Below are 25,262 nucleotides of genomic sequence, written 5' to 3'. Positions count from 1 at the left end.
GGCACTCATAGCGATGCCGTCAGCAACCGGGTCACGGCGTCAGGCACGTCATGGTCAAAACGGCCGCTCTTCCAGTCGTAGAAGCGATGGTCGCTCCACGGCCTGTCTGTGCCGGCGGTTGCTGCGCGCATCCGCCCTACCACCCCACCAGCCTGATCGCTGCCGGCAAAATTTATCTCCACCGAGCCGATGCGCCTTAATATGTCGCGGTTGAGCAGCAAGGCTCCCGAGCGGCATTGCGTAAACGACGTTCTGCGGGAGACGATGACGATATCGGCGATGTCACAGGCTTTCCCGGCAAATCGGCCATCTTCCAGCACGATGATAAACTCGCCGCTTTTCGCACGCGCCGCACACCAAATGCCTGTCCTGCAGGTGAAGACGCCAGGCGCCGCATCTCTCAGCGTCGTTACCATCTCCCGCGCCACTGCCTTCATATCCTCCGGCGCCAGCTTCGATTTTGCGCTGAGAGCAATGGTGGTTGCGGGAACCCCCGTCTTGAGAAGGACCGGTGAGAGCGGTTTCTCAGGCAACAGCAGCGCCCTCTGCCATTGCTCATAGATGAAGCCCTGCGGCCGCGTTTTTGTGGTGTAGACCCTGCCCTCGTCCAGAAGCGCCACCAGCTTACCTTCCTCATGGATAAGCAGATCGGGCAGACTGCGTTGGGCGACAGCGCCGGAGAGGCCGAAGGCGAGAAGCAAAGGTGGAACTCCAAACAGTGCCAGCCGGGTGCGCAGCAATGTCAGCAGCAGAAAACCCACGGAGGCGATGCCGATAAACCAGCCATGCGGCCGCCCGGTCGCTGCGCTGCCGCCCCAGGACGCCACCTCCTGCGCAACCTCGATGACAAGCGCCATGCCGTAACCCATAACCTTCAGAAATGGCGCGTCCAGCCCAAAGGGCATCAACAGCATGGCGATGAGGCCGAAGGGCATGACGACCAGCGACATCAGCGGCATGGCCGCCAGATTGGCGAAAAGTCCATAGGTGGTGACACGCTGGAAATGCTCGACCGAATAGATCGCCGTCGAAAGTCCGCCGATCAGCGATGTGGTGACAACACCGCCGATGACGGCGCCTGCCGTTCCCGCCACCGTCATCCACGCCGGTTTGCGCCCGATGAACAGACGCTCCCGGTCGGTGCGCCAGCGGCTCCAGGCGGCATAAGCGGCAACAAGCGCTATTGTCGCGGCAAAGGACATCTGGAAGCTCGGCCCCATGATTTCCGAGGGAGACAGAGCGAGGATGACCAGAGCGGACAATGCAACATTCCTGAGGCTGAGCGAAGGCTGATCGAACAGCACCGCAATCAACATCACCGACGTCATCAGCCAGGCACGCTCGGCAGAAACGGCAAAACCGGAAATCAGGTAATAGGCAAGCGTCATCAGGAGCGCCGCGAAGGCGGACATCTTCTTCACCGGCCAGCGCTGCGCGAAAGCCGGAAACAGGCTGAAGGCAAGCCTCAGCCCCACGAAGAATATGCCTGAAGCCAGCGCCATGTTGAGCCCGGATATGGCGACGATATGGGCAAGGCCGGAAAGCCGCAGGGCTTCCATCGTCCCGGCCGATATGGCCTGTCTCTCATCGGTGACGATGGAGGCGGCAAAAGCGCCGGCGTCACCACCGATGGTGTTGCGAATGCGCTCGGCAATGGCGGTGCGCAGGCCGTAAAGCCGCATATCGGCCCATTCCAGCCAGTCCTTTTTTGCGTCGATATCAGGGGCCGTTACCGTCTGCGGCGGCTTATAAAAAAAGCCGGTGGCACCGATGCCCTTGAAATAGGAGGCGAAGGCGAAATCATTGAGACCGGGCAAGGCCGGACCGGATGGCGGCGAAAGCCGTGCCTTGCCGCGGATGGTGGCGCCGAGTGCCGCCGGCTCGCCGCCGCCGCGGGCCAGCAAAGAGACCTTTCCCGGCGGGCGAGACACTGTCGGCGCTTCGGTCGCAGCCAGTTGCACCACATACCGCCAGTCGCCGCGGGCATCGACCTCCCGGCGTATCACCGTACCTGATAGGGTGGTGGTGACGGGCGTATCCAGCACCACTGTCCCTGCCCGCCGCGTTTCGAATTCGGCAAAAAGCATACCCAGCAACAGCATCGCGACGATGCTGCAGGCCGTGGCTGCCAGGGTCGAGCGATATCGGGTGGCGAATGCCAGGCCGGCGGCGAGCAAAAAAAGAACGACGAGAAGCGGCAATGAAGGTGCTGCATCCAGCGAAAACCAGAGGATCGCTCCACAGCCGATGAAGACCGGCACGAAAAGAAAATCATGGCCGAATGCGCGTTCCTCGGCGAGGCAGGCGGTGATTTTCTGGATAACGGCAGCTTGCGGTTTCGGCCTGCTGACAAGGGCCGGTAAATCATATGTCGCGACCTCGCCGGTCCGGCGCAGCGGCGAAAGGATATCCGCCGTGCGGGGCAATCCGCCCTGCATCGTTTCGGCATACCCGAAATGCTGTTTTTCCCCTTGACCAAGCAATCTGCGCCGTGCCCCTGCCGCACCGGAAACAGGTTTGCAGGCGACGCGGGGGATTGCAATGCTTTCCTTTAACCCTGTGTTGACCGAGATTGAATTGCCATGATCGATAAAGCGAAAAGCGACGCGATTGCGTTTGCCGCAATGCACAATTTGACCTTTGGATAGCTTGGCATCGGCGCCAGGATCATATAGCTAATCGGTAGACGCTTAACCGCGAGGCGTGTCTCAACGCCTCCACCCGCATGTTCTCGGAGGATCAGTATGACGGAAAAAAGCGCTACAGTGACACTTGGCGAAAAGCAGGTGGAACTCCCGGTCAGGGAAGGCACGATTGGACCAAGCGTCGTCGATATCGCCACGCTCTACAAGCACACGGGCTCCTTCACCTACGACCCGGGTTTCACGTCGACGGCCTCCTGCGAATCCAAGATCACCTATATCGACGGTGACGAGGGCGTTCTCCTGCATCGTGGTTTCCCCATCGAGCAACTGGCTGAACAGGGCGACTTCCTCGAAACCTGCTATCTGCTGCTCTACGGCGAACTGCCGACGGCTGCGCAGAAGAAGGATTTCGACACCCGCGTCACGCGCCACACCATGGTGCATGAGCAGATGAGCCGCTTCTTCACCGGCTATCGTCGCGACGCACACCCGATGGCCGTCATGTGCGGCACGGTCGGCGCTCTCTCGGCCTTCTATCACGACTCGACCGACATCACCGATCCGCACCAGCGCATGGTCGCTTCGCTGCGCATGATCGCGAAGATGCCGACGATCGCCGCCATGGCCTACAAGTACCATATCGGTCAGCCCTTCGTTTACCCGAAGAACGATCTGGATTACGCCTCCAACTTCCTGCACATGTGCTTTGCCGTGCCGTGCGAGGACTACAAGGTTGATCCGGTTCTGGCCCGCGCCATGGATCGCATCTTCATCCTGCATGCCGATCACGAGCAGAACGCCTCCACCTCCACGGTGCGTCTTGCCGGTTCGTCGGGTGCAAATCCGTTCGCCTGTATCGCGGCTGGCATCGCCTGCCTCTGGGGTCCGGCTCATGGCGGCGCCAACGAGGCGGCGCTCAACATGCTGAACGAAATCGGCTCTGTCGACCGCATCCCGGAATATATCGCCCGCGCCAAGGACAAGAACGACCCGTTCCGCCTGATGGGCTTTGGCCACCGCGTCTACAAGAATTACGACCCGCGCGCCAAGATCATGCAGAAGACGATGTATGAAGTGCTGGAAGCCACCGGCAATTCCGACGATCCGATCATGCAGGTCGCGCTCGAACTGGAAAAGATCGCCCTTTCCGACCCCTACTTCGTCGAAAAGAAGCTCTACCCGAATGTCGACTTCTATTCGGGCATCACGCTGAAGGCGCTCGGCTTCCCCACCACCATGTTCACTGTTCTCTTCGCTCTCGCCCGCACCGTCGGCTGGATTGCACAGTGGAACGAAATGATCGAAGATCCGCAGCAGCGTATCGGCCGTCCGCGCCAGCTCTATACGGGCGCCGGCAAGCGCGATTACGTTCCGGTTTCCAAGCGTTAAGCCACGAAACCCTGTAAGATCAAAGGCCGGCAGGTTTTCACCCGCCGGCCTTTTTGTTGGGCGTCTCCGGGATATTTCTCAGTGGCGCGCAGCAACGCCGAGAAACTGCTTGAGCTCTGGCGTCGCGGGATTGGAGAACACTTCTTCCGGCGGGCCAATTTCATGCACCCTGCCCTCATGCATGAAAACGACGCGGGAGCAGACGTCGCGCGCAAATTTCATTTCATGCGTTACCATTAGCAGCGTCATGCCCTCGCCAGCCAGTTCACGCACGACCGCGAGCACCTCCGAGACCAGCTCGGGATCGAGCGCCGAGGTAATCTCGTCGCAGAGAAGCGCGATCGGTTGCATGGCGAGTGCACGGGCAATGGCAACGCGCTGCTGCTGGCCACCGGACAATTCGTCGGGATAGGCATCGAACTTATGCGCCAGCCCGACCCGTTCCAGCATGTTGCGGGCAACGGCTTCCGCTTCCGGTTTCGGTGTCTTTTTCACCACCGTCTGAGACAGCATGACGTTGCCGCCGACCGTCTGGTGCGGGAAGAGATTGAACTGCTGAAAGATCATGCCGACCTTCAGCCGCAAAGCTTTCAGATGCAGATCATCGTCGAGAAGCTGCGCGCCGGCGACCGATATGGAACCGGCCGAAATCGTCTCCAGCCCGTTGATGCAGCGAAGCAGGGTCGATTTTCCCGATCCGCTCTTGCCGATGATGGCGATGACCTCGCCGGGCTCCACATCAAGGTTGATGCCTTTCAGAACCTCGTTGCTGCCATAGCTTTTGCGGACCTCAGTGATTTCGATGAGCGACATTGAGCTTCCTTTCGAGGATCTGGCTGCTCTTCGACAGAGGCCAGCACAGCGCGAAATAGATGAGGGCGACAAGCCCATAAACGGTGAAGGGCTGGAAGGTGGCGTTGGTGACGACCGTGCCGGCCTTGGACAGTTCAACGAAGCCGATGATCGACGTTACTGCCGTTCCCTTGATGACCTATACGAAAAACCCGACGGTCGGCGGAATGGCCACCCGCATGGCCTGCGGCAGGATGACGTAGCGCATCTGTTGCAGGCGTCCCATGGCAAGGCTTGCCGATGCTTCCCATTGGCCTTTCGCGACGGATTCGACACAGCCACGCCAGATTTCGGTGAGAAAGGCGGCCGCCCACAGGATCAGCGTCAAGCCCGCTGCCAGCCACGCCGGCACATCAATGCCGACGAGGCCAAGTCCGAAAAAGGCGATGAAAAGCTGCATCAAAAGCGGCGTTCCCTGGAAAAGCTCGACATAATAGCGCGCGAAAACCCGCATCGATTTTTTGCGGGAAATGCGCATGAACAGCAGAAGCAGCGCCACGAGACCGCCGCCGACAAACGAGACGAGCGACAGCAGCACGGTCCAGCGCGTGGCGAGCAGCAGATTTCTGAGGATATCCCAGGTGGAGAATTCGATCATCGGACACTCCTGCGCGGAAAAATGAGGTTGCCGCCCATGACCAGCACCTGCCTCAAGAGAATGGCCAGCACGAGATAGATGACGGTGGAGACCATGTAGGCTTCGAAGGCGCGGAAGGTGCGCGACTGGATGAAATTGGCGGCAAAGGTCAGGTCTTCGGCAGCGATCTGCGACACGACCGACGAGCCGAGCATGACGATCACCACCTGCGACGAAAGCGCCGGCCAGATGCGTTGCAGGGACGGCACCAGCACCACATGCCGGAAGGTTTCGAAACGGGTCATGGCAAGGCTTGCCCCCGCCTCGAACTGCCCCTTGGGCGTCGCCTGAATGCCGGCGCGGATGATCTCGCAGCTATAGGCTCCGAGATTGACTACCATGGCAATGTTGGCCGCGCTCAATTCCGACAGTTGCAGGCCAAGCGACGGAAGGCCGAAGAAGATAAAAAACAATTGTATGAGAAATGGCGTATTGCGAATGAGCTCCACATAGGTCGCAACCGGCGGCCGCAGCCATTTGGGCCCGAGCGCGCGCACCCAGGCGCAGAATATGCCGAGCGCGATGCCAAGAACGCCGCCGATGGCAATCAATTCCAGCGTGATGGCAATGCCCTTGGCGATCTGCGGGTAATAATCGAGAAGCCATCCAAAATCGAATGTGTATTTCACCCGATATTTCCTTTCGGGGAGGACAAACCACGCGCCGCGCCGGGATCAGATACGGCCGGCGCATGGATTTGCCAGGTTGGTCAGAGATCCTTCGGAAGATCGGTTTTCAGCCACTTCTGCGCGATCGTGTTCAGAGAACCATCGGTCTTTGCAGTCGCGATGATGGCGTTGACCTTTTCCAGTAGCGCTGGCTGTTCCTTGTTCAGGCCGATATAGCAGGGCGAATTCTTGATCAGGAATTTCAGCTCGGGGCGCTTCGGCGGGTTCTTGGCCAGAATGGCGGCGGCCACGACATTGCCCGTGGCCACGGCTTCCACCTGGCCGGCGAGGAAGGCGGAGATGGTGCCGTTATTGTCCTCGTAACGCTTGATGGTCGTGTCGGCCGGAGCAACCTTTGTCAGTTCCAGATCCTCGACAGCGCCACGGGTGACACCGATGGTCTTGCCCGATAGATCTTCCGCCTTGGCCACAGTAACCGAGTCCGGCGCAAAAACGCCGTTGAAGAAGGGCGCGTAGGCGGTGGAGAAGTCGATGACCTTTTCACGGTCCGGGTTCTTGCCGAGGCTCGAGATGACGAGGTCGACCTTGTTGGTCTGCAGATAGGGAACACGGTTGGCGCTGGTGACCGGCACCAGCTCGACCTTCACGCCAAGCTTCTCGCCGATCAGATTGGCAACGTCGATATCATAACCCTGCGGCGCCATATCCGTGCCGACGCTACCGAAGGGCGGGAAATCCTGCGGGACCGCAACACGGATCGTTCCACGCGAGGAAATATCGCTAAGCGCATCGGCAAAGGCTGAGGGGGAAAAACCAAGCGTTACGGAAACAGCGGCGATGGCGAGCAATGAACGTCTGGAAAACATGGGAGACTACTCCTTGGGGCTTGAGAAAAGAGGCTGCAATGAAAGGGAGTTGCGGAGCTCATAGAGCGGGTCCGGTCTGCGGGTGAGATCGAGTCCGGTTTCGACTTCGTCGAGATGGCGGATGGCGAGTTCGGCGGCGGCATGGAAATCGGCCGCCCTGATCGCCTCGAAGATGCGGCAGTGCCCGTCATGCGATTGCTGCGCATGGAAGTCGGACTGATAGAGCATGGAGATGAGGATGGTTCTGGCCGTCAGGTCACGCAGCGCTTCGACAATGATGTCGTTTCCGGCGATTTCAGCGATGCGGATATGAAAATCACCCATCAGGCAAGTCAGGCGCTGGCGATCACCTTTGGCAATTGCCGCCTTCTCCTCATCGAGATGATCGGCAAGCAGCGCAATGCCTTGCGCGCTCACCGTGGAAAGATTGCGTAAGAGTCCATATTCGATGATGCGGCGCGCCTCATAGACCTTGATGGATTCTTCAGCGGAAGGCTCCACCACGAACCAGCCGCGACGTGGGCTGACGGTGACGATGCCGCGCGTCTCAAGCCGCATCATCGCCTCGCGGATGCGCGTGCGCGACACACTGAAAAGGCTGGCGAGCTGGTTCTCGCTGAGCCGGGTCCCCGGACGGATGCGCGCGGAAAGAATGCCTGAGATGATGGCGTCTTCTACCGCGCTCTGGGCGCTTTCGGATGTATGGCTGTCTTGCATACAAGATTGAAAGCAAGAGCCGTGCCAGACGAAAATTTAACGGCTCTCGGGTCGCTGATGATCAGCGGCTTGCCGCCCTAGCGATCAAATGCGCTAAAACAGAGCCCTCGACTGCCTTGATCGACGGCAGGTGGAACCGAGCGTTACCTGCCCACGAACCGCGATTACGCCGCTCGGACAGGAGAAATATGATCAGGCTGAGCGGCTATTTTTCGTCTTCAGGACATCGAGAAGAATGGCTGCACCGGTTTCGCCGGGAGGGATGTCCGTATGCAGACGCTGCTGCACCAACGCATAACCTTCCAGCATCGCCCGCCGTTCGGTGGTATCGGAAGACAGGCGCTCGGCCCAGCGCAGCATCGAGCCCGATCGTACCACCTCGTTGAAATATTCCGGTATGATGGCGTAATCGGCAATCAGGTTCGGCAAGGCGCCTGTCCATGTCTTCACCCGCTTGCTCAGCATGGTGAAAATCCAGTCGGTCTTATAGACCGAGATGGTCGGCACGCCGGTCAGCGCCAGTTCGAGAATGACGGTGCCGGAAGCGGCAATGGCCGCATCGGCCTCGGCAAAGGCCTTCCACTTGAAGGCAGAGTCGATACCAATCTCTGGCCTGATGTCGTCCGGCCACATCGCTGCCATTTCGCGGATGCGATGTTCCTGCCGTGGTACGGTGGGAAGCAGGAACCGGGTGGGGCCGTTGCGTTCCACGAAAGCTTTCGCCGCGTCCTGAAACGGCTCCATCAACCGCGTCGTCTCAGTGGAACGCGATCCCGGCAGGAGAAGGATGGTCCTCGGCTGGCCCTGTTCCGGAAGAGGCCGGTCGGCCCGCTTCTGCCGTGCCGCCAGCACTTCAGGATCGACGCTGAGCCGGTGTCCGACGAATGTCGTCGGCGGGCCGCCAAGGCGCCGCATAGCCTCCGGTTCGAAGGGTAGCAGGGCCAGAACGTGGTCGACATAGGACAACATCGCCGTGGCGCGATATTCCTTCCACGCCCACACGCTCGGGCAGACATAATTGACGACCGGCAGCTGCGGCAATTGTTTGCGGACTTTTTTCGCGACGCGGTGGGTAAAATCCGGGCTGTCGATGATCAGCAGAATGTCCGGCTTTGCGGCCACGATGGCTGCGGCAGTCTGGTTGATCCGCGCAATGAGTTTCGGCAGCTTCTTGAGAACCTGCGTGAAGCCCATGATGGAGAGTTCGGAATAGTCGAACAGCGAGGTGAGCCCCTGCGCCTCCAGCGCTTCGCCGCCAACGCCCACCAGTTCAACGGAACCCGCATATCGGACTTTGAGCGATCGGATCAGATCCGCGCCCAAGAGATCGCCGGATACTTCCCCGGCGATTACCGCCACTTTTAATGCCGCCGTCATCCGATCATGTCTCCGCCCACCATGTCGCCACCCAGTGATGTATCGATGCCGCAGACGAATATGCCCGCCTCATCGGCGGCTTTCAACATCGCCTCACGATCGAGCACCAGCGCCCGCCCGGCTTCGACGGCGATGCCCGCCAGTCCGGCTTTTTTCGCATTTTCCACGGTTTCGATGCCGATGGTCGGCAGATCGGCACGTATATCCTGCTGGGGCTTGCAGAGCTTGACCAGCACGCCTTTACGGCGGGGCGATATGCGCCCTTCGGCACGCAGAGCGGCGACACGCGCCAGCATGGCATCCGTACCCTCTACACCTTCCAGCGCCACGATGCGGCCACCAACGGAGACTGCCCCCTGCCCGACATCGAGCTTGCCGAGCGCAAGTGCCGCCTCAGCCGCCCTGCGAATATCCTTCAGATCCTCTTCGGCAGGCTTCTGCCCACCGAGAGGCCCCGTGGTTGCCAGCAAGCCGGGCGCAATCTCATGCGCGCCGATGACTTTTGCGCCGAGTGTGCTGATGATCTTGATAACCATCTGCAGAACCGCATCATCGCCACCTGACAGCAGCGTTTTGACGATGGAGGGCAGCTTAATCAGGATGCCGGCGGTGGGGCGGATTTCCCGCCATTCCGGCCGCCGCGCAACGGCGCCGGACAATACGACACGGTCTACCTGATTTTCACGCAGGAGACGGCCAAGCCCTGCGACATCGCCGACGCTGATGACGGCATTGTCAAAACCGCTCCAGTCGTAACGGGAATCATCGCGCAAGCGCACGATGAAGGGGTTCTCGCCCATCTCCCGGGCCGCCGCCGCCACATAAAGCGGCAGCTGGCCGCTGCCGGCCACGATGGCGAGACGCCCGCCGCCTGTCACGGCTCACTTGCCCCGGTTGGGCGAAGAAATCGCACGGTCGCTGCCCGCACCGATGAAATCGATGATTTCGAGCGCCTGCGGGCAATCCAGATAGTCGTTACGATCGATAGCCGCCGCGTTGCCGCGGATCGTGCCTTCGGCCTCAAAGATCGCCTTGTAGACGCGCCTGACCTTGTGGATGTCCGCACGCTCGATGCCAGAGCGTGTCATGCCGACGACGTTCAGGCCACCGAGAATGCCGGGATTGCCATTCAGCATGCCATAGGGGATGACGTCGTAATTGACCGCAGACAATCCGCCAATGAAAGCCTGGCGGCCGATGCGGGTAAACTGGTGCACGGCGCAGCCGCCACCCAGAATAGCGCGGTCCTCGATGGTGACATGGCCAGCCAGCATCACATTGTTGGACAGGATGATGTGGCTGCCGAGACGGCAATCATGCGCCACATGCGAATTGGCGAGGAAAAGATTGTCGTCGCCGACGATGGTCTTGCCGCCGCCATCGGAACTCCCGGCATTCATCGTCACGCCTTCGCGCATGATGCAGCGTTCACCGATTTCGAGCGTTGTTTCCGAACCATCATGGCGAACCGCCTGGGGCGTGCCGCCGATGACTGCCATGGGATGCACGACCGATCCGCGACCGATGACCGTGAGGCCCGACACCACGGCGTGGTTGTGCAGGCGGACATCATCATGCAACGTCACCTTCGGCCCGACATAGGCAAGTGCACCGATGACGACATTCTCACCGATGACTGCGCCATCCTCGACAACGGCAGTCGGGTGGATTTTCGCCGAAGCCGCGATCGTGCTCATTACTGGCCCTCGGGGATCATCATCGCGCCGACATCGGCTTCCGCCACGAGCGCGCCTTCGACCTTCGCTTCGCAATGGAACTTAAACACATTGCCGCGCTGGCGCTGCTTGACCACATGGATTTCGAGGCGATCGCCCGGAACCACTGGTCTGCGGAAACGCGCGTTGTCGATGGTCATGAAATAAACGAGATGACCGCCCTCGCCCTGGTTACGGGCGCAGATGGCGCCGGCCGTCTGGGCCATCGCCTCGACGATCAGAACGCCCGGCATGATCGGCCGATCAGGGAAATGGCCGGTGAAATGCGGTTCGTTGACCGTCACGTTCTTGATGCCGATCGCCGAACTGTCGCCATCGATCTCGATGATCTTGTCGATGAGCAAAAACGGGTAACGATGCGGCAGAAGTTTCATGACTTCCAAGATGTCGGCCGTGCCAAGCGTCGCCTTCGTTTCGTCAGCCATTGTTTTTTTCTCCTGTTTTTTTATCACGCTCTTCGGCGCGCGCCAGAATATCGGCCATATCGCGCAGGAAATGTTTCATCGGACGCGCCGGTATGCCGCCGTAACGGGTGCCGGCCGGAACATCGGAAACCACGCCGCTCATCGCGGCAATCTGCACACCATCGCCAATGGTGATATGGCCATTAACGCCCGTTGCGCCGCCAATCATCACACCGTCACCGATGCGGGTGCTGCCGGCAATACCGACCCCGCTGACGATGCCGCAATGGCGACCGATGCGAACGTTGTGACCGATCTGCACCTGATTGTCGATCTTGGTGCCTTCACCAATAACGGTGTCATCCATCGTGCCGCGATCGATCGTCGTGTTGGCGCCGACCTCGACATTGTCCTGAATGATGACCCGGCCGATCTGCACGATCTTCAGCATGCCACGCGGACCCGGCGCATAACCGAAACCATCCTGGCCGATGCGTGCGCCGTTATGGATGATGACATTATTGCCGAGCAGCGCCGCCAGAATGCTCGCTCCACCGGCAATCGTACAATCGCGACCGATCTGGACATCGGAGCCGATAACGACACCCGGGCCAATGCGCGTGCCAGCGCCGATATGAACGCCCGCGCCGATCACGGCCATGGGTTCCACGATGACGCCCGGCTCGAGCTTTGCCGATGGATCGACATAGGCAGCCGGGGAAATTTCCGCTTCTATCCGAGCAACAAGCGAGGGCCGCATGGCGGATGGATGCAGCAAAGCACCGACCTGCGCAAACAGCGTGTGCGGGGTCTTCGATATCAAAGCGGGAATATGGGAAGGAATCAGGCTCTTCAGGGCCGCGTCACAAATGACAGCACCGGCCTCGCAGGTCAGCAGCTCTTCGCCGCTCTTGCGGGAAAGAATGTAACAGAGCTGATCTGGTTTTGCCCGGTAGACCGGTGCAACGGATCGAATGATCCGCTCGCCCGCCGCGTCATCAGACAGTTCCGCCCCAAAACGGTCTGCGATATCTTTCAATCGCAGTCCCTCGTGGGGCGGAAAAAATGCGTTGTATTCCATCAGCCGGAAACTCCAGAACGTTCAAAGTTGCAGTTCTGGACTGCCGATATCAGAAAGTGTTGGACATGCCAAACCGGAAACGCTGTTCCTCGTCGTAGTCTTCCTTGGCAATCGGAATAGCGTAGTCAACGCGGATCGGACCGAAGGGCGACGCCCACATCACACCGATACCGGCGGATGCACGGATGGAGTTGTCATCCTTGACGGTCTGCGATGTAGAGACCTTGTTGCCATACATCGTACCGGCATCGACGAAACCAGCAAGACGCAGGCCGAAGTCTTCAGGAACACCAGGCATCGGAGCGGTGACTTCCGCAGACGCTGCGAAGTATGTCGTGCCGCCGATGGAGTCCGAACCGATGCGCGGGCCGATACCATCGTTCTTGAAGCCGCGAACCTGACGACCGCCGAACTTGAACTGGTCAAAGACGAGCAGATTGTCACCTGTCGGCATGACATGACCCGCCTGGCCGGTGAGCGAACCGATGACATCGTATTCGTCCGACAGCGTGTAGTAGTACCGCGCCTTGGCATAGATTTTGTAGTATTCGGAATCACCGCCGAGGCCTGCAAATTCGTTCGTCAACGCAGCCTGCCAGCCTTCACGCGGCATGTTGCGGTCATCGAGCGTATTGTAGTTCAGCGTGTTCGAAAGGATGGACTGGGTCCAGTCCTCACCGCGGATCAGAGCCTGATACGGTTCTGCGAGATTGGCGTTGTTCTGCCAGTCGCCCTTACCTTCATAATTGATCTGCTTATAGGTATACTTGAACGTCGTCGACAGGTTCTCGGTGATCGGCGCTGTTACGCGCAGTGCGAAGCCCTGTTCGTCGTAGTTGTAGTAGTCTTCGCTCTTGCTCTGGTTCTTGAAGAGATCGAAACCAGCCGCCAGACGGTAGCCGAGGAAATAGGGCTCGGTGAAAGACAGCGAGTAGGTACGCGCATCGTCTTCGCCAGCACCGGCAGCAACACGGATGTACTGCCCGCGACCGAGGAAGTTCTTTTCTTCGACCGATGCCTCGAGCAGCACGCCGTCGTTCTGCGAGTAACCCGCACCGATACCGAACGAGCCGGTCGACTGGTCTTCAACGTCGACCACGATCACGACGCGGTCAGGCGCGCTGCCGCCGGCGGTCGAGATGTTGACCTTGGAGAAATAACCAAGGGCTTCGAGGCGACGCTTTGCAGCGGTGATGATCGTCTGGTTGAACGCATCGCCTTCGGAAATATCGAATTCGCGGCGGATGACGTAATCACGCGTACGGGTGTTGCCGCGGATTTCGATACGCTCGACGTAAGCGCGCTCGCCCTGATCGACGATATAGGTCACGCCAATGGTGTTGCCAGACATATCACGGTCGCCGCGCGGCGTAACGCGGGCGAAGGGATAACCTTCACCGGCAACGCGCTTGGAAATCGCTTCCATGCTCTGCTGAACTTCCTTGGCGCTATAGCTTGCACCCTGGCGGGTCTCCACAAGGCCCTGAAGTTCGGAACCGTCAACACCCGGAACAGTCGATTCGACTGCGACGTTGCCGAAGTCATACTTCTTGCCTTCGTCGACCGTGATGGAGATGGTGTATTCGTTTTTGGACTCGTCCAGCACCGCGTCGGAAGACACGACCCGGAAGTCGGCATAACCGCGATTGTAATAGAACTGGCGCAGCGCCTCTTCGTCGGCGCGCAGCTTGTCCTCGTTATAGACGTCCTTGCGTGTCAGGAACGACAGCATGTTGGACTTCTTGGTATTGATCACAGCGGCCAGACGACCGTCGCTATAGGAATTATTACCGATGAAATCGATGCGGCCGATCTTTGTGCGTTCACCTTCGTTGATGACGAAAGCAATGTTCACACGACCCTGACCGACAGACACGGTCTGCGTGGTGATTTCCACATCGCTGCGGCCGATAGCGGAATAGGCTTCCTTGATGCGGGCGATATCCGCCGTCACGATTGCCTGGTTGAACGGGCCCATCGGCTGGGTCTGCACGATGCCGGCGAGCTTGTCGTCCTTGATCTTGCGGTTACCGTTGAAGACAACCTGGTTGACAAGCTGGTTCTCATTGACCGTCACGACCAGCGTGCTGCCGGAAACGCGCATAGAGACATTCGAGAAGTAACCGGTGGCGTAAAGACGCTTCACCGATTCATCGATGTCGGAATTGGAAAAATTCTTACCCGGCGCAATGGTGATGTTGGAGCGCACGGAGTCCGCACCGGACCGTTCAGCCCCGCGAACGTCAATCTTGCTGATGACGGCTGCATTTGCAACGCCAGCAGAGGCAAGCACGCCAAGGCCCGCAACCGAAGAAACACCGGCAGACAGAGCAACCGCCGACACAGCGTTCAAAAATCTTGAACCAGCCTTCATTTCAATTCTTACCTTTTTACGTTGTCCCTCAGCGGGCGGAACCCGACTCCGGCCATGTGCGTCGTTTTACCTGCTTTTCCCCTACAAGCAAGCGTGAACGTTAAATTCTGTTTACTTCGTGCTCCAGAGTGGCTCATTCGCCACTTCGGCATAAAAACACGGTAAACAAATAACTAACAAAACCGTTAAAACACAATCCTCAGCCGATCAAGCTGCTGATATCATTCCATGTTGCAAAAACCATCAGACCCAGAATCATCATCATGCCGATACGGAACGCCACTTCCTGCGCCCCCGCACCGAGCGGCCTGCCGCGGATGGCCTCGATGGCGTAGAATACCAGATGGCCACCGTCCAGCACCGGAACAGGCATGAGGTTCAAAAGACCGATCGAGACGGAAAGAACGGCGGCGAGCTGAATAACGGCGGAAATGCCGAGCGTCGCCATCTGGCCGGATGCCTGCGCGACACGCACGGGGCCACCGAGCTGATCGGCATTCATGCGCCCTGTCACGAGATTGCCGATATAGTTGAAAGTGCCGGTGATGACATGGCCCGTTTCGCGCACGCCCTCAGCCACCGCCTCTGACGGCGAATATTCGATGTGCCGGAAATTGCCGCTGGTCTGGTCGGTGACGATGCCGATGATGCCCATTTCCAGCTTGTTGCCGAACTGGTCTGTGGTTTCGGTACGGGTTGGGACCATAGGCAGCTTGAGTTCCTCACCTGCCCTTTCGACGGTTACCGTAATCGGCGTGCCCGGCCTGATGCCGACATAACGGCGGACATCCTCGAAGGTCATCACTTTTTCGCCATCGATCGCAACCAGCCGGTCGCCGGGCTTTACGCCGGCTGTTGCGGCGGCGCTGTTTTCACGCACCTCCGCCACGACGGGATCAGCGATCATCCGGCCGTAAATGCCAAAAAGCACCGCAAAAATGAGAATTGCGAGAATGAAATTTGCGATCGGGCCGGCAGCAACCGTGGCCGCCCTTTTCCACAGCTTTGCGCCGGAAAGCGTCTGCGCCCTCTCCTCCAGCGACATATGCGACAGGCCGGAACTATCCGGCTTGCTCGCCGCATCTTCGTCGCCGAAGAACTTGACATAGCCGCCGAGCGGAATTGCCGAAAGCTTCCATCGCGTGCCGCGCTTGTCGGTGAAACCGATCAGCTCGGGGCCGAAGCCGATGGAGAATGCGGTGGATCGGATGCCGCACCAGCGGCCGACAAGGTAATGCCCCATCTCATGAACGAAAACGAGCAGGGAAAGCACCAGTATGAAGGGCACTATATAGCCGGTCAGAAAGCCCGTCGCCGCCATTATTGTGTTCATGACAATCTGCCCTTTATGTCGTGACCTATCGCGACGCCTAGAAACCCGGCAGCAGACCGCCGCCCGATCCGGGCACGTCTCCGGTTGCCGCCGCATGCACGAAAGCTATGAGGAATACCGTAAAGCAGGCGAAAACAAGACCGTCAACACGGTCCATGAAGCCGCCATGGCCAGGAATGAGATGGCTGGAATCCTTGACCTGGAAACGACGTTTCACGAAGGATTCAAAGAGATCGCCGATCTGGCTGAATACCGAAAGGACGAGTGCGAGCCCAACAAGCAGCAGGCTGATCCTGCCGTGATAGGCCATGGAGACCGCAGCGCCGCCGATCACCGCCGCCACAGCACCACCAACGGCGCCGGACCAGGTCTTGCCGGGCGAAATCGAAGGCGCAAGTTTCGGCCCGCCAATGGCGCGTCCAACGAAATAGGCCAGGATATCCGTCGACCAGACGACGGCGAAAATGAACAGGATGGAAGCGAACCCGGCCAGTTCGTCACCGCGGATAGCCGCTAGCGATATGCCGCTCAGTCCCGCGTAAAAAATGCCGCCCACCAGCCACCAGTTCTTGCCGCGCAAAACCGGAAACAGCGCCGCAGTCAGCGTGAAGCCGGATAAAAGCGGCAGATCGAGCGAGGACTCGCCGAAGATCGTATTGCCGGCGATGACGGCAACCGCAAACCAGCCCCAGGCATTGCCGGTCGAGTTGGTCTCCGACATCCGGGTAATCGTCGACCACTCATAATAGATGAGGATCGCCAGAAGCCCCGCAACGATGCGGAACAGAATGCCACCATACCAGGTCGCGGCCAGAATGACCGCGGCCATGACGATTGCGGACACGATCCGCAGTCTGAGTTCACGGCTCATCAGGCGCCTGCCACGGCAACCTGCTCGGCCAGAGCACCGAAGCGGCGGTCACGCGTTGCATATTGCTCAATTGCGGAGAAGAACCGCTGGCGGTCGAAGTCGGGCCAATATTCCGGCACGAACAGGAACTCGGAATAGGCTGCCTGCCAGAGCAGGAAGTTCGACAGGCGCTCCTCGCCGCTGGTGCGGATGATGAGATCCGGATCCGGCATTCCCGATGTATCGAGCCTCGTCGAAATCATCTCAGGCGTAATGGCGTCAGCACTGAGCCGGCCTTCGGCGACATCACGGGCGATTGACGCTGTCGCGCGGGCAATCTCGTCACGGCTGCCGTAATTGAAGGCGATCACCAGCGTCAGCTTGGTATTGCCAGCCGTCATCTGCTCCGCTTCTTCGAGCAGAGAGCGTATATCGGTCTTCAGCCCCTGCCGGTCGCCAATGATCCGCACGCGGACATTTTCGCGATGAAGTTCCGCAAGGTCGCGACGGATGAAGGCCTTAAGAAGGCCCATCAGATCGCTCACCTCGGATTCGGGTCTGCGCCAGTTTTCCGAGGAGAAAGCGAACAGCGTGAGATAGCTGATACCGCAGTCGCCTGCCGCACGCACGGTCTCGCGCACGGCCTCAACCCCACGGCGATGCCCCATCACGCGCGGAAGTCCGCGCTGCTTTGCCCAGCGGCCATTGCCATCCATGATGATGGCGACGTGCTCGGGTATGGAGGAACGTGTCGTCGTCGGCATATCGATCCAGTAACAGGCAGCGCGGAATTAAAACGAATAAAATACAGGTCTATCGCGAGCGATATCAGACCTGCATGATTTCCTTTTCCTTCTCGGCAAGCAAGCGGTCAATTTCCGAAATCGTGTCGTCGGTCATTTTCTGCACTTTTTCCGACTGTCCACGGCTTTCGTCCTGACCGATATCGCCGTCTTTTTCGGCTTTTTTCAGGCCGTCCATGCCGTCCCTGCGCACATGGCGAATCGCCACTTTTGCTTTTTCGGAATATTCGTGGGCCACCTTGACGAGCGATTTGCGGCGCTCTTCGTTGAGTTCAGGCAGCGGAATTCTGAGGTTCTGGCCGTCCACGATCGGGTTGAGACCGAGATTGGATTCGCGGATCGCGCGGTCGACGGCATTGACCATCGACTTGTCCCAAATGTTGACGCCGAGCATGCGCGGCTCCGGAACGGTGATGTTCGCAACCTGGTTAAGCGGAACACGCGAGCCATAGGCATCGATGGTCACCGGGTCGAGAATATTGGCCGAAGCGCGGCCGGTGCGCAGCGATGCGATATCGCTCTTGAATGCATTGATGGCACCATCCATGCGGCGCTTGATATCGTTGAGGTCAATACCACTCATCTTGATACTCCATCTCTATCGGCCAAGGCGGCCGGAATCCGCCCCGGAGGCGACGTCGTTTTTTGATTATTTGTCGTGCACGATGGTCTTGCGACCACCGCCGGTCAATATCTGCGCGAAACCGCCCTTCTCGTGGATCGAGAAAACGATGATCGGGATGTGGTTTTCGCGAGCGAGAGCAACAGCTGCGATATCCATCACCGCCAGCCCCTTGCCGAGCACTTCGCTATGGGTCAGCTCGTCGAAACGGGTGGCTGTCGGATCCTTCTTCGGGTCGGCGGAATAGATGCCATCCACCTGGGTACCCTTGAAGATCGCCTCGGCGCCCATTTCCGCGGCGCGCAAGGCTGCGGCAGAATCGGTGGTGAAGAACGGATTGCCCGTGCCGCCGGCAAAAATCACCACGCGACCCTGGGCCAGATGGTGAAGGGCAGCGCGCTGCGAGAAGCTCTCACAGATTTCCGGCATCGCGATTGCCGAGAGAACGACCGTGTCGATGCTGAGCTTGCGCAGCGAGGTTGCAAGTGCCAGCGCGTTGATGACGGTTGCCAGCATGCCCATATGGTCACCGGTGACGCGGTCGCCGCCCTTGGACGCCACGGCCACGCCGCGGAAAATATTGCCACCGCCGACGACGACGCCGACTTCAACGCCCATCGCCCTCGCCTCGGCAATATCGGAGGCGATACGGTCGGCCACCGCCACATCGATACCGAAACCCTGGTCGCCCATGAGGGCTTCACCGGAAGCCTTGAGAAGAACACGTTTGTAGATCGGCTTGGAAGACATCATGACTCCTCGGAAATGTAACCGAAACGCGGATACACGAAGGGCACCGCGTTGTCACGCGATGCCCTCCCGTTTTCCCAAGATTGGGTAAATATAATCAGCCCTTGGCGACGGCTGCGACTTCTGCCGCGAAATCGCTTTCTTCCTTTTCGACGCCTTCGCCGAGCAGCAGGCGAACCATACCCGTCACTTCGATGGAAGCGCCGGCTTCCTTTTCGACTTCCTTGATGGCAGCGCCGACAGTGATGTCGGGGTTGATAACGAAAGCCTGCGACAGAAGGGCGACTTCTTCGAAGAACTTGCGCATGCGGCCATCAACCATCTTTTCGATGATGGCTTCCGGCTTGCCGGATTCACGGGCCTGTTCGATGAAGACGTTGCGCTCGCGTTCAGCAACAGCGGCGTCGACTTCTTCAGCGCGGATGGCGAGCGGGTTGGTCGCAGCGATGTGCATGGCAACCTGACGGCCGATGGAGTTCAGAACGGCCTTGTCGCCTTCCGACTTCAGGGCAACCAGAACGCCGAGCTTGCCGATGCCGTCGCCGGCGGCGTTGTGGACGTAGGTCGCAACAACACCGTGCGGCACTTCGAGTGCAGCCGAGCGGCGCAGCGTCATGTTTTCGCCGATGGTGGCAATCGCGTCCTTGATGCTGTCGGCAACAGACTTGCCGGTTGCCGGATAGGTCGCAGCGGAAACAGCGTCAACGGTGCCGTCGGTTGTCAGAGCAACCTGCGCAATACCGCGGATGAGGTCCTGGAACGCGTCGTTACGGGCAACGAAGTCGGTTTCGGAGTTGAGTTCGACAACAACAGCCTTGTGACCCATGGTGGCAACGCCGATCAGACCTTCGGCAGCCGTGCGGCCGGACTTCTTGTCGGCCTTTGCGATGCCCTTGGCGCGCAGCCAGTCGATTGCCGCTTCCATGTCGCCATTGGTTTCAGCAAGAGCCTTCTTGCAGTCCATCATGCCTGCGCCAGACTTCTCGCGCAGTTCCTTCACCATTGCGGCTGTGATTTCGGTCATTGTTTGCCTCTTATCGGTTCGATCGGTCAGTCGGCGGAATTTGCCGTGCCGAAGTTCTGGGTGATGACTGTACCCGGCCGCACACCCTTTGAAACCCGGAGGTTCCGGGATGGGCATGCGCATTCCCAAGTGCTGCGGCGTCGCCATACATCGAAATGATGGGTGCCGCTCTAGTGTGACAGCGTTATGAAGACTGCCTGCCGTTCCAACCACATCGGACGCCTTCGGTTTTAGAAAAACACATGGCGGAGCGGTTAGAAACGAACAAGGCCGTCAACCCATTGAAGGTCTTTGACGGCCTTGTCATATCCTGGTCGAGGAGACGGCGATTAAGAAATCGCCGCCAGACAGGGCCTAAATCAGGCGCCAGCCTCGTCTTCGAGAGCGGGCTCAATCGGAGCTTCTTCAGAAGCGCCGATGTCGCGGCCGGAAGCGCCCTGCTGACGTGCGATACCGTCGATGGCAGCGCGGGCGATCAGGTCGCAATAAAGCGAGATGGCGCGCGAGGCATCGTCGTTACCGGGGATCGGATAGTCGATGTGATCCGGGTCGCAGTTGCTGTCGATGATCGCAACGACCGGAATGCCAAGACGCTTGGCTTCTTCGATCGCGATCTTTTCCTTGTTGGTGTCGATGATGAACATCAGGTCCGGAACGCCGCCCATATCGCGGATACCGCCGAGAGCCTTTTCAAGCTTTTCGCGTTCGCGCTCGAGGGTCAGACGCTCTTTCTTGGAATAGCCGGAGCCTTCCGAGTTCAGGATTTCGTCAACCTTGCGCAGACGCTGGATCGAGTTCGAAATGGTCTTCCAGTTGGTCATCATGCCGCCGAGCCAGCGGGAGTTGACGTAGTACTGGGCCGAACGCTTTGCGCTGTCGGCAATGATTTCCGACGCCTGGCGCTTGGTGCCAACGAACAGAACGCGGCCGCCACGGGCAACGGTGTCGGACACGACCTGAAGGGCGCGCGACAGCATCGGAACGGTCTGAGCCAGGTCGATGATGTGGATGTTGTTACGGTCGCCGAAGATGTACGGCTTCATCTTCGGGTTCCAGCGATGCGTCTGGTGACCAAAGTGAACACCAGCTTCGAGAAGCTGACGCATAGAAAAATCGGGCAATGCCATGCCTTGTTACTCCTTTTCCGGTTTAACCCCCGCGAAGCGAACAGCACCGATTTTCATCGATACCACCGGGCGGAACGGACCGGATTTCTCCCGGAACATCCCAAGCTTCGCGTGTGGAATGGTGAGCCGCATACAGTCGCCCGCATGAAAATGCAAGCATTTATGCGAAAAAACCGCAAGAATGGCCCGCGTTTCAGCGAACCGGTTTGTTTTCGCAGGTTTCGGGCTTGAGAATATCAAGCTTCGCAAGCTTTCCCGTCAGGACGAAATCGCCGTAATCCATCGTCAGGTCGCGGGTGATTCCGTTTTCGTAAAGCTTGAACGACATGCGGTAGATCGGCAGGGCGTCGGTGCCGGTCTTGTCGTTGTAATAGGCGATGGTCACCGGCCAGAATGCCGCCTTGGCGAATTCTCCAGCCTTGCCGGCGTCGGCATCGCCATCCTTCGGCATCTGCGACTTGCCGACCAGTGTGGACGTGATCAGGCTTTCATCACCATCATCAGAACCGTCGAAAATGCGCGATTCGAAAATGCGTTTTCCCTGTTTCGCATGCTCGATGACCTGGAACATGTGCTGCGTCGGAAATTCGCTGGCGACGAGACTGACCTGTCGGGCATCCGGGCGGGTCAGATCGACCTTCACGCCATCGGTGCCGTCGATTGCAGCTCCCTGCACTTCCTTGTCCAGCTTGTCATCGGTGTAGGACTTGGTCTCGAAGGTGAACTTCTTGGCAGCGAGGTCCTCGAAGGTCTTGGTCTGCTGGTCGGTCATGCGAACCGCATCGCCGGTGTTGATCTGCGTCACGAAGCGGAAATCCGTCTTGTAACCCTGACAGGCCGAACCGGTGAATTCATAAACCATGCGGCCGGTCATGCCCTCGATGCCGGAGCGGTCCGACGCATCCTTGAGCTCGAGATCGTAGACGGCGCGATGGGCGACGAGATCCGGAACCGCGATGGGCAAGGCATTGGCAGCGTTTGACAGGCCGGTCATAAGCCCTGTTGCGGCAACGAAACCAAGCGTCCTGACAAACATGCAATATCTCCTGTTGGACTCGCTGCTCATATTGTACAAGCAACCGCCCGGCTTTTGGATCAACATCTTCTGAATGCCGGATTCTTGAAGGATTTACAACAAAACCGGAGACGAAAATGTCTGACGTCATCGAAGGCCGCCTCAAGGAACTTGGCTTTACGCTTCCTGTCGCCGCAGCACCAGCCGCAAACTACGTTCCGTTCACCATCAGCGGCAACCTTCTTTATGTATCAGGTCAACTGCCGATGGAATCGGGCAAGATTGCGGTGACAGGCCTTGTCGGCCGCGATGTCGACGTTGCAAGCGCCCAGCGCGCGGCCGAATTATGCGCCGTCAACATTCTCGCACAGGTCAAGGCCGCTTTGAATGGCGACCTCTCGAAAATCCGCCGCGTCATCAAGCTGAATGGCTTCGTTGCGTCCGTTCCGGAGTTCGTGGAGCAGCATCTCGTCATCAACGGCGCTTCCAATCTCATTGCCACAGTTCTCGGTGAGCCCGGCAGACATGCCCGCGCGGCCGTCGGCATGGCGTCCCTGCCCTTCAATGCGTCAGTCGAAATCGACGCCATCGTGGAAATCGACATATGACGCTCAAGCTTTCCTGGTTGACGGCTCAACCAGTCGCCCATCGTGGCTATCATGATCTCAACAAGGCGGTCTGGGAAAACACGATTTCCGCCTTTTCCCGCGCCATCGAGGCCGGTTTCGCCATCGAATGCGACGTGCAGCTGGCCGCCGACAGCGTGCCGGTGGTTTTCCATGACCACGATCTGGAAAGGCTGACTGGCATCAAGGGCGATGTGCGCGAACGCACGTCAGCCGAACTGGCGATGCTCTCCGTTGGGCAGACCAAGGACCGCGTCCCCACCCTCAAGCAGCTTCTGACACTCTGCGCCGGCAAGGTGCCGCTCGTCATCGAGCTGAAAGGCCGCGAAGGCGAAGGCGAAGGCGTCGATGATGGTTTTGCCGAAGCGGTGCTGGAAGACCTCGAGGGTTACAAGGGCCATGTGGCGCTGATGAGCTTCGATCATCATCTGCTGAAGGACCTGAAGGCTGCGGGCTCGCCCTGGCCGCTTGGGCTCACGGCGGAAGGCGACAAGCCGGAAGATTTCTTCAGGCATGACGAAGCGATGCAGCTGGGGCTCGATTTCATCTCCTATCATTGGGGTCATCTGCCCAACAGCTTCATCGAAGCACAAAGAAAACTCGGGCTTCCGGTGATTACCTGGACGGTAAGGGATGAAAATGCGCGCGCGACTACCTATAAATATGCGGACCAGATGACATTCGAAGGTTTCGACCCGAGAGAGAACCCATCCGCCACGGCATGACAGAAGATTATTCCATACGCGTTGCGCAATCCTTCACGGATATCGATCCGGAAAGCTGGAACCAGCTTTCCGGAGTTTCGCGCAATACGTCGGGAAAATACTACAACCCCTTTATTTCTCATGCGTTTTTATCCTCCATGGAGGATTCCGGCTCGGCGACGGCAAAGACCGGCTGGCTTGGCCATCACCTGCTGCTGGAAGATGCCGTGGGAATGCTCGTCGGCGCCGTGCCGGCCTATCTGAAGAACCACAGTCAGGGCGAATATGTCTTCGACCACGGCTGGGCGGACGCTTTTGAACGGGCCGGTGGTCACTATTATCCAAAACTGCAATGTTCGGTTCCCTTCACGCCTGCGACCGGGCCGAGGCTGCTTGTTTCCGAAGCCGTGGATGCCACGCGCTTCAAGCCGCTTCTGGCCTCTGGTCTCGCGCAGGTAACGGAAAAGATCGGCGTTTCCTCCGCGCATGTCACGTTTCTGGAAGAGGATGATCTGTCTGCCCTGCTGCCGCGCGATTTCCTGCACAGGAAAGACCAGCAGTTCCACTTCATCAATGACGGTTATCGTGACCACGATGATTTTCTCGACGCCCTCTCCTCGCGCAAACGCAAGGGGCTGAAAAAGGAACGCCGCGCCGCGCTGGAACATGGCATCGAGATCGACTGGCTGACCGGAAGCGATCTGACCGAAGATATCTGGGACCAGTTCTTCGCCTTCTACATGGATACCGGCAGCCGCAAATGGGGCCGGCCCTATCTGACGCGGAAGTTCTACTCGCTGATCGGCGAACGCATGGCTGATGACGTGCTGCTGGTGATGGCGAAACGCGAGGGGCGCTACATTGCCGGGGCGATCAATTTCATCGGTTCGGATGCGCTTTATGGCCGCCACTGGGGCTGCATCGAGGATCATCCCTTCCTGCATTTCGAGGTCTGTTACCATCAGGCAATCGATTTCGCGCTGACAAATGGATTGAAACGGGTCGAAGCCGGTGCCCAGGGCGAACACAAGCTGGCGCGTGGTTATGTGCCGGTCACCACCCATTCGGCGCATTTCATCGCCCATCCGGGCCTGCGCCGCGCCATTGCCGATTATCTTCAGCGCGAGCGCGAAGAAGTCGAGCATATCGGCGATTATCTTGATGAACACACGCCCTTCCGCAAGGGCGAGAGACAGGAACACGAACCGGACGCATAGTCCGCGACGAGGAGATCACCGATGACCAGCGCCTATGACGACAACAATATCTTCGCAAAAATCCTGCGCGGCGAAATTCCGAGCCACAAGCTTTATGAAGATGAGCATACGCTGGCCTTCATGGATGTGATGCCGCAGGCACCCGGCCATCTGCTCGTCGTTCCCAAGACCGGCTCCCGCAATCTGCTCGATGCCGACCCTCAAGTGCTGGCAAGAACCATTGCCGTGGTGCAGAAACTCGCCGTAGCCACCAAGGAAGCTTTCGATGCGGATGGCGTCTTCGTCGCGCAGTTCAACGAACCGGCGGCCGGCCAGACGGTGTTCCACCTGCATTTCCACGTCATTCCGCGCAAGGAAGGCGAGCCGTTGAAACCGCATTCCGGTGCCATGGCCGACGGCGAGGTGCTGAAGGCTCATGCGGAGAAGATAAGGGCGGCGCTTGCTTCGTGACGCTGGCTAAACACGCAACGTCATCCTCGGCCTT

The 25,262-nt window shown here is 59.0% G+C and carries 24 protein-coding genes and 1 pseudogene; 5 read left to right on the top strand and 20 right to left on the bottom strand.

Going from position 1 to position 25,262, the window contains the following annotated elements; all coding sequences use genetic code 11:
* Positions 1–5: 5 nt before the first annotated feature.
* Entirely contained in the window at positions 6–2,438 is a 2,433-nt protein-coding gene (locus tag GSF67_RS05500; protein WP_035215184.1) for a ComEC/Rec2 family competence protein, read from the bottom strand.
* A 306-nt stretch (positions 2,439–2,744) separates the two neighbouring features.
* On the opposite strand from GSF67_RS05500, the gene gltA reads away from it, so the two are divergent.
* Positions 2,745–4,034, top strand: a complete 1,290-nt coding sequence (gene gltA, locus GSF67_RS05495; protein WP_006312523.1) for a citrate synthase — start codon at positions 2,745–2,747, stop codon at positions 4,032–4,034.
* Positions 4,035–4,112: 78 nt separating this feature from the next.
* Here gltA and GSF67_RS05490 read toward each other — a convergent pair whose 3' ends face one another.
* From GSF67_RS05490 to GSF67_RS05400, 19 genes and pseudogenes are all read right to left on the bottom strand, one after another.
* Entirely contained in the window at positions 4,113–4,847 is a 735-nt protein-coding gene (locus GSF67_RS05490; RefSeq protein ID WP_006312524.1) for an amino acid ABC transporter ATP-binding protein, read from the bottom strand.
* Positions 4,825–5,484 (bottom strand): annotated as a pseudogene (locus tag GSF67_RS05485) (amino acid ABC transporter permease). The gene GSF67_RS05490 and the pseudogene GSF67_RS05485 overlap by 23 nt, the downstream one beginning before the upstream one ends.
* A complete protein-coding gene (locus GSF67_RS05480) occupies positions 5,481–6,152 on the bottom strand; it encodes an amino acid ABC transporter permease (protein WP_006312526.1) in 672 nt (223 codons plus the stop codon). The pseudogene GSF67_RS05485 and the gene GSF67_RS05480 overlap by 4 nt, the downstream one beginning before the upstream one ends.
* An 80-nt stretch (positions 6,153–6,232) precedes the next feature.
* Positions 6,233–7,018, bottom strand: a complete 786-nt coding sequence (locus GSF67_RS05475; protein WP_006312527.1) for a transporter substrate-binding domain-containing protein — start codon at positions 7,016–7,018, stop codon at positions 6,233–6,235.
* 6 nt (positions 7,019–7,024) lie between these two features.
* Complete coding sequence (locus tag GSF67_RS05470; protein WP_006312528.1) at positions 7,025–7,735, bottom strand: GntR family transcriptional regulator; 711 nt, start codon at positions 7,733–7,735, stop codon at positions 7,025–7,027.
* Positions 7,736–7,927: 192 nt separating this feature from the next.
* Positions 7,928–9,112, bottom strand: a complete 1,185-nt coding sequence (gene lpxB, locus GSF67_RS05465; protein ID WP_006312529.1) for a lipid-A-disaccharide synthase — start codon at positions 9,110–9,112, stop codon at positions 7,928–7,930.
* Positions 9,109–9,990, bottom strand: coding sequence for an LpxI family protein (locus GSF67_RS05460; protein ID WP_006312530.1), 882 nt, complete (start codon positions 9,988–9,990; stop codon positions 9,109–9,111). The genes lpxB and GSF67_RS05460 overlap by 4 nt, the downstream gene beginning before the upstream one ends.
* 3 nt (positions 9,991–9,993) lie before the next feature.
* Positions 9,994–10,809 carry an acyl-ACP--UDP-N-acetylglucosamine O-acyltransferase gene (gene lpxA / locus GSF67_RS05455; protein ID WP_006312531.1) on the bottom strand — a complete coding sequence of 272 codons (816 nt, stop codon included), beginning with the start codon at positions 10,807–10,809 and terminating at the stop codon, positions 9,994–9,996.
* A complete protein-coding gene (fabZ, locus tag GSF67_RS05450; RefSeq protein WP_006312533.1) occupies positions 10,809–11,273 on the bottom strand; it encodes a 3-hydroxyacyl-ACP dehydratase FabZ in 465 nt (154 codons plus the stop codon). Before fabZ ends, lpxA begins: the two co-directional genes overlap by 1 nt.
* Positions 11,266–12,333, bottom strand: a complete 1,068-nt coding sequence (gene lpxD, locus GSF67_RS05445) for a UDP-3-O-(3-hydroxymyristoyl)glucosamine N-acyltransferase (protein WP_006312535.1) — start codon at positions 12,331–12,333, stop codon at positions 11,266–11,268. Before lpxD ends, fabZ begins: the two co-directional genes overlap by 8 nt.
* Before the next feature lie 49 nt (positions 12,334–12,382).
* Complete coding sequence (bamA, locus tag GSF67_RS05440) at positions 12,383–14,707, bottom strand: outer membrane protein assembly factor BamA (protein ID WP_006312538.1); 2,325 nt, start codon at positions 14,705–14,707, stop codon at positions 12,383–12,385.
* A 199-nt stretch (positions 14,708–14,906) separates the two neighbouring features.
* Positions 14,907–16,028 (bottom strand): RIP metalloprotease RseP, encoded by a 1,122-nt coding sequence (rseP, locus tag GSF67_RS05435; protein ID WP_006312540.1) that lies wholly within the window; start codon positions 16,026–16,028, stop codon positions 14,907–14,909.
* A gap of 49 nt (positions 16,029–16,077) precedes the next feature.
* Positions 16,078–16,911, bottom strand: a complete 834-nt coding sequence (locus GSF67_RS05430) for a phosphatidate cytidylyltransferase (protein WP_006312541.1) — start codon at positions 16,909–16,911, stop codon at positions 16,078–16,080.
* The gene (locus tag GSF67_RS05425; protein WP_006312542.1) at positions 16,911–17,654 is read right to left on the bottom strand and encodes an isoprenyl transferase; all 744 of its coding nucleotides are present in this window, start codon (positions 17,652–17,654) and stop codon (positions 16,911–16,913) included. The genes GSF67_RS05430 and GSF67_RS05425 overlap by 1 nt, the downstream gene beginning before the upstream one ends.
* A 64-nt stretch (positions 17,655–17,718) precedes the next feature.
* On the bottom strand, positions 17,719–18,276 hold the full coding sequence (gene frr / locus GSF67_RS05420; protein ID WP_006312543.1) for a ribosome recycling factor: 558 nt from the start codon (positions 18,274–18,276) through the stop codon (positions 17,719–17,721).
* 66 nt (positions 18,277–18,342) lie between these two features.
* On the bottom strand, positions 18,343–19,065 hold the full coding sequence (gene pyrH, locus GSF67_RS05415; protein ID WP_003502561.1) for a UMP kinase: 723 nt from the start codon (positions 19,063–19,065) through the stop codon (positions 18,343–18,345).
* A 97-nt stretch (positions 19,066–19,162) separates the two neighbouring features.
* The gene (gene tsf / locus GSF67_RS05410) at positions 19,163–20,089 is read right to left on the bottom strand and encodes a translation elongation factor Ts (RefSeq protein WP_006312544.1); all 927 of its coding nucleotides are present in this window, start codon (positions 20,087–20,089) and stop codon (positions 19,163–19,165) included.
* Between the two features lie 359 nt (positions 20,090–20,448).
* Positions 20,449–21,216 (bottom strand): 30S ribosomal protein S2, encoded by a 768-nt coding sequence (gene rpsB, locus GSF67_RS05405; RefSeq protein WP_006312546.1) that lies wholly within the window; start codon positions 21,214–21,216, stop codon positions 20,449–20,451.
* A gap of 193 nt (positions 21,217–21,409) precedes the next feature.
* Complete coding sequence (locus tag GSF67_RS05400; protein WP_006312548.1) at positions 21,410–22,252, bottom strand: cell envelope integrity EipB family protein; 843 nt, start codon at positions 22,250–22,252, stop codon at positions 21,410–21,412.
* 116 nt (positions 22,253–22,368) lie between these two features.
* Here GSF67_RS05400 and GSF67_RS05395 point away from each other — a divergent pair, with 116 nt between their 5' ends.
* Genes GSF67_RS05395 through GSF67_RS05380 form a run of 4 tightly spaced genes read left to right on the top strand, consistent with a single transcriptional unit; the run spans position 22,369 to position 25,228 of the window.
* Positions 22,369–22,839, top strand: a complete 471-nt coding sequence (locus GSF67_RS05395) for a RidA family protein (RefSeq protein ID WP_006312549.1) — start codon at positions 22,369–22,371, stop codon at positions 22,837–22,839.
* A complete protein-coding gene (locus tag GSF67_RS05390) occupies positions 22,836–23,582 on the top strand; it encodes a glycerophosphodiester phosphodiesterase (RefSeq protein WP_006312550.1) in 747 nt (248 codons plus the stop codon). Before GSF67_RS05395 ends, GSF67_RS05390 begins: the two co-directional genes overlap by 4 nt.
* On the top strand, positions 23,579–24,778 hold the full coding sequence (locus GSF67_RS05385; protein ID WP_006312551.1) for a GNAT family N-acetyltransferase: 1,200 nt from the start codon (positions 23,579–23,581) through the stop codon (positions 24,776–24,778). The genes GSF67_RS05390 and GSF67_RS05385 overlap by 4 nt, the downstream gene beginning before the upstream one ends.
* A 21-nt stretch (positions 24,779–24,799) precedes the next feature.
* The gene (locus GSF67_RS05380) at positions 24,800–25,228 is read left to right on the top strand and encodes an HIT family protein (RefSeq protein WP_006312552.1); all 429 of its coding nucleotides are present in this window, start codon (positions 24,800–24,802) and stop codon (positions 25,226–25,228) included.
* Positions 25,229–25,262 lie beyond the last annotated feature (34 nt).

The organism is Agrobacterium sp. CGMCC 11546 (assembly GCF_013365515.1).
GTDB lineage: Bacteria > Pseudomonadota > Alphaproteobacteria > Rhizobiales > Rhizobiaceae > Agrobacterium > Agrobacterium fabrum.
This window is presented reverse-complemented; position numbering and strand designations above follow the sequence as displayed.

Bases quoted from the DNA above. Each gene is read 5' to 3' on its own strand.
- bamA (WP_006312538.1), bottom strand. From the start codon at position 14,707: ATGAAGGCTGGTTCAAGATTTTTGAACGCTGTGTCGGCGGTTGCTCTG.
- fabZ (WP_006312533.1), bottom strand. From the start codon at position 11,273: ATGGCTGACGAAACGAAGGCGACGCTTGGCACGGCCGACATCTTGGAA.
- GSF67_RS05390 (WP_006312550.1), top strand. From the start codon at position 22,836: ATGACGCTCAAGCTTTCCTGGTTGACGGCTCAACCAGTCGCCCATCGT.
- rpsB (WP_006312546.1), bottom strand. From the start codon at position 21,216: ATGGCATTGCCCGATTTTTCTATGCGTCAGCTTCTCGAAGCTGGTGTT.
- GSF67_RS05430 (WP_006312541.1), bottom strand. From the start codon at position 16,911: ATGAGCCGTGAACTCAGACTGCGGATCGTGTCCGCAATCGTCATGGCC.
- pyrH (WP_003502561.1), bottom strand. From the start codon at position 19,065: ATGTCTTCCAAGCCGATCTACAAACGTGTTCTTCTCAAGGCTTCCGGT.
- frr (WP_006312543.1), bottom strand. From the start codon at position 18,276: ATGAGTGGTATTGACCTCAACGATATCAAGCGCCGCATGGATGGTGCC.
- lpxB (WP_006312529.1), bottom strand. From the start codon at position 9,112: ATGACGGCGGCATTAAAAGTGGCGGTAATCGCCGGGGAAGTATCCGGC.
- tsf (WP_006312544.1), bottom strand. From the start codon at position 20,089: ATGACCGAAATCACAGCCGCAATGGTGAAGGAACTGCGCGAGAAGTCT.
- GSF67_RS05490 (WP_006312524.1), bottom strand. From the start codon at position 4,847: ATGTCGCTCATCGAAATCACTGAGGTCCGCAAAAGCTATGGCAGCAAC.
- GSF67_RS05500 (WP_035215184.1), bottom strand. From the start codon at position 2,438: ATGCAGGGCGGATTGCCCCGCACGGCGGATATCCTTTCGCCGCTGCGC.
- GSF67_RS05470 (WP_006312528.1), bottom strand. From the start codon at position 7,735: ATGCAAGACAGCCATACATCCGAAAGCGCCCAGAGCGCGGTAGAAGAC.
- rseP (WP_006312540.1), bottom strand. From the start codon at position 16,028: ATGGCGGCGACGGGCTTTCTGACCGGCTATATAGTGCCCTTCATACTG.
- lpxA (WP_006312531.1), bottom strand. From the start codon at position 10,809: ATGAGCACGATCGCGGCTTCGGCGAAAATCCACCCGACTGCCGTTGTC.
- GSF67_RS05385 (WP_006312551.1), top strand. From the start codon at position 23,579: ATGACAGAAGATTATTCCATACGCGTTGCGCAATCCTTCACGGATATC.
- lpxD (WP_006312535.1), bottom strand. From the start codon at position 12,333: ATGGAATACAACGCATTTTTTCCGCCCCACGAGGGACTGCGATTGAAA.
- GSF67_RS05425 (WP_006312542.1), bottom strand. From the start codon at position 17,654: ATGCCGACGACGACACGTTCCTCCATACCCGAGCACGTCGCCATCATC.
- GSF67_RS05395 (WP_006312549.1), top strand. From the start codon at position 22,369: ATGTCTGACGTCATCGAAGGCCGCCTCAAGGAACTTGGCTTTACGCTT.
- GSF67_RS05400 (WP_006312548.1), bottom strand. From the start codon at position 22,252: ATGTTTGTCAGGACGCTTGGTTTCGTTGCCGCAACAGGGCTTATGACC.
- GSF67_RS05380 (WP_006312552.1), top strand. From the start codon at position 24,800: ATGACCAGCGCCTATGACGACAACAATATCTTCGCAAAAATCCTGCGC.
- GSF67_RS05475 (WP_006312527.1), bottom strand. From the start codon at position 7,018: ATGTTTTCCAGACGTTCATTGCTCGCCATCGCCGCTGTTTCCGTAACG.
- gltA (WP_006312523.1), top strand. From the start codon at position 2,745: ATGACGGAAAAAAGCGCTACAGTGACACTTGGCGAAAAGCAGGTGGAA.